This is a genomic window from Mycolicibacterium iranicum (genome assembly GCF_002101705.1).
GTDB classification, from domain to species: Bacteria; Actinomycetota; Actinomycetes; order Mycobacteriales; family Mycobacteriaceae; genus Mycobacterium; species Mycobacterium iranicum.
Genome location: NZ_LQPC01000058.1, coordinates 1 through 2,929, shown reverse-complemented (window position 1 = coordinate 2,929; position 2,929 = coordinate 1). Strand labels below are relative to the sequence as shown.

At 66.8% G+C, this 2,929-nt stretch carries 2 protein-coding genes; both read left to right on the top strand.

Annotated elements, in window-relative coordinates:
* On the top strand, nt 1–2,463 hold a 2,463-nt coding region (locus AWC12_RS27165; protein ID WP_133057386.1), incomplete at its 5' end, for a type I polyketide synthase.
* The coding region (locus AWC12_RS27160) for a beta-ketoacyl synthase N-terminal-like domain-containing protein (protein WP_133057385.1) at nt 2,460–2,929 on the top strand (470 nt) is incomplete at its 3' end. The genes AWC12_RS27165 and AWC12_RS27160, both read left to right, overlap by 4 nt.

The following is a 2,929-nucleotide window of genomic DNA, read 5'->3' as shown; positions in this document are numbered from 1 at the left end:
GCTACACTCTGGCCCCTCACCATCCACTCCCGACCCCACCACACCGACACCCCCTGGACCCGCCACGCCACCGCCACCCTCACCACCCACGACACCACCCCCACCCACACCACCGCACTACACCAACTGAGCACCACACCCTGGCCACCCCCACACGCCGAACCCCTCGACACCGCCGGCCTCTACGACCACCTGCTCAGCATCGGACTGGCCTACGGACCAGCGTTCCAAGGACTGCAAAAAGCATGGCGCCGCGGCGAAGAACTGTTCGCCGAAGTCACACTCGACGACCACCAAACCACCACCGCCGGCGACTACAACCTGCACCCGGCACTGCTCGACGCCGCCCTACACGCACTGCTCATCAACACCAACGACCAACTGCCCCTGCCGTTCTCCTGGAGGGGGATACTGCTCCACCGTCGCCAGGCCGTCGCAATGCGCATAAGGATGACCGCAACCGACGACGACGGCGTGTCCTTCGCAGCCGTCGACGAAAACGGCCGCCCTGTGCTGACGTTCACCTCTCTGATCACTAGGCCCGTCGACACAGCAGCGCTAGCAGCGGCCGGCACGGGCGCGGCCGCCAGCCTGTTCAAACTCGACTGGACCACTGTGCCGCTCGGTGACCACGCACCGAACGGGTCCGAGGTCGTTGACGACGCTGCGCATGACCAAGGCGAGTTCGATGGCTGTGCCTCGACGCACTATGAAACTTCCGACGATCTGCTCGAAGCGCTGGCCGACGGAACGCAGATGGCGCAGTTCACCCTCGTTGACATCTCCCTGATGAACACCGACGACTCCGCCGCCAGCGCCCGCAGTGCACTCAGGACCGCGCTCGGCCTGGTCCGGGCTTGGCTCGCCAACGACCGCCTCGGCGATCAACGCCTCGTGCTCCTCACCCGCGGGGCAGTCGCAGCCGCAGCCGACGAAGCACCCGAACCTGCCCTTGCGGCGGTCTGGGGATTGCTGCGCTCCGCGCAGGCCGAGCATCCAGGACGCTTCCTCCTCGTTGACCTCGATCCGGGGGTCGATCGTGCGGCGTCACTGGCGGTCGCCATGGAGGCGCTCCCGTTGATCGTTGACGAGCCGCAGGTGGCCATCCGCGATGGGCAATTCCGGGCACCGCGATTGGTGCGGGTATCGCCGGTGACAAGTCCTGCTCGAACTGACCTTCCGCAGGGCACCGTGCTTATCACCGGCGGAACCGGCGCCTTGGGGCAGCTGATCGCCCGCCACCTCGCGACCGCCCACGGCGTCCGCCATCTGCTACTGGTGAGCCGCCGCGGCGCGGCATCGCCTGGTGCTCCCGAACTGGCGGCTGAACTGAGTGAGCTCGGATGCGACGTCACGGTCACCGCTTGCGATGCCGCCGATCGCGACGCTCTCGCCGAGGTGATTGCACAGATCCCGCGGTCGCAGCCCCTGCGGGCGGTCATTCACGCTGCGGGCGTCCTGGCAGATGCAACCGTGACGTCGCTCGATGAAGCCTCACTCGACCTGGTTCTGCGTCCGAAGATCGATGCAGCACAACATCTCGATGAGCTGGTGCATGACGCTGAACTTGTCTTGTTCTCGTCGGTCGCGGCTACGTTCGGGTCGGCGGGGCAAGGCAATTACGCCGCAGCCAACGCATTCCTCGACGCCCTGGCCCAGCGGCGGCGTGCTCAGGGCCGACCAGGTCGCGCGTTGGCCTGGGGACCGTGGTCGGTCGAAGGGGGCATGGCCGCAGGCGCCGAGGACGCCGACGCCGCGCGTTGGGGTCGCGCCGGACTCGAACCGATTGGCGAAGCCGAGGGGCTCGCGCTTTTCGACGCCGCGCACACCGCTGAGCCGACACTCCTTGTTCCTGTGCGCGTTGACGCCGCCGCGTTGCGACGCCACGCCACCGCTGGGATGCTGCCGCGGCTGATGAGTGCGCTTGTCCGCGTGCCAGCCGGTCGCGGGACAGTCGCCAACGCGCTGGTCAGCCGCCTCGCAGGAGTCGGTGAGGCAGCGCGCGAGACAGTGGTGCTGCAATTCGTCTGTACCGCCATCGCGGAGGTTCTCGGTCATGAGTCCCCGACAGCTATCGATCCTGAGCAGGCATTCACCGACCTCGGCTTCGACTCGCTCGCAGCGCTCGAACTGCGCAATCGGCTCGCACAGGCAACCGGTGTGCGTGTACCTGCGACGCTCATCTTCGATTACCCGAACCCGGCCGCAGTTGCCGCAGTAGTGACGGAGTGGCTGGCGCCTCCCCCCGCCGAGCCGACCGTATCCCCTGACGACGAGATTCGCGCCCTGTTGGCGACGATTCCACTCGAGCGGCTACGCCGGTCAGGCCTCCTCGATCCGCTCGTCGCGATAGCGCGTGACGGCGACGCGGATCCCGCCAACAACGGCCCCGCCGACGCGATCGACGACCTCGATGTCGAAAGCCTGATTCGCATGTCCCACGACAGGAGCTCAACGACGTGACAGCGACCAACGAGGATCTCTTGGGCGCCCTGCGCGCTTCCCTTAAGGAACGCGAGCAGCTTCGCCAGCAGAACCAGCGCTTGTTGCAGAAGGCCCTCGAGCCGGTTGCGATTGTGGGGATGGGGTGTCGGTATCCGGGTGGGGTGGGTTCTCCGGAGCAGTTGTGGGAGTTGGTGGCTGGTGGGGTGGATGCCATCGGTGAGTTCCCGCAGGATCGGGGTTGGGATCTGGAGCGGTTGTTTGATCCGGATCTTGATCGGGCGGGCACCAGCTATACCCGTCATGGGGGGTTCTTGTATGACGCGGGTGATTTCGATGCGGAGTTCTTCGGGATCAGTCCGCGTGAGGCGTTGGCGATGGATCCCCAGCAGCGGGTGTTGTTGGAGGTGGCCTGGGAGGCGTTGGAACGGGCCGGGATCGCCCCGGACTCCCTGCGCGGCACCACCACCGGCGTCTACGCCGGAGT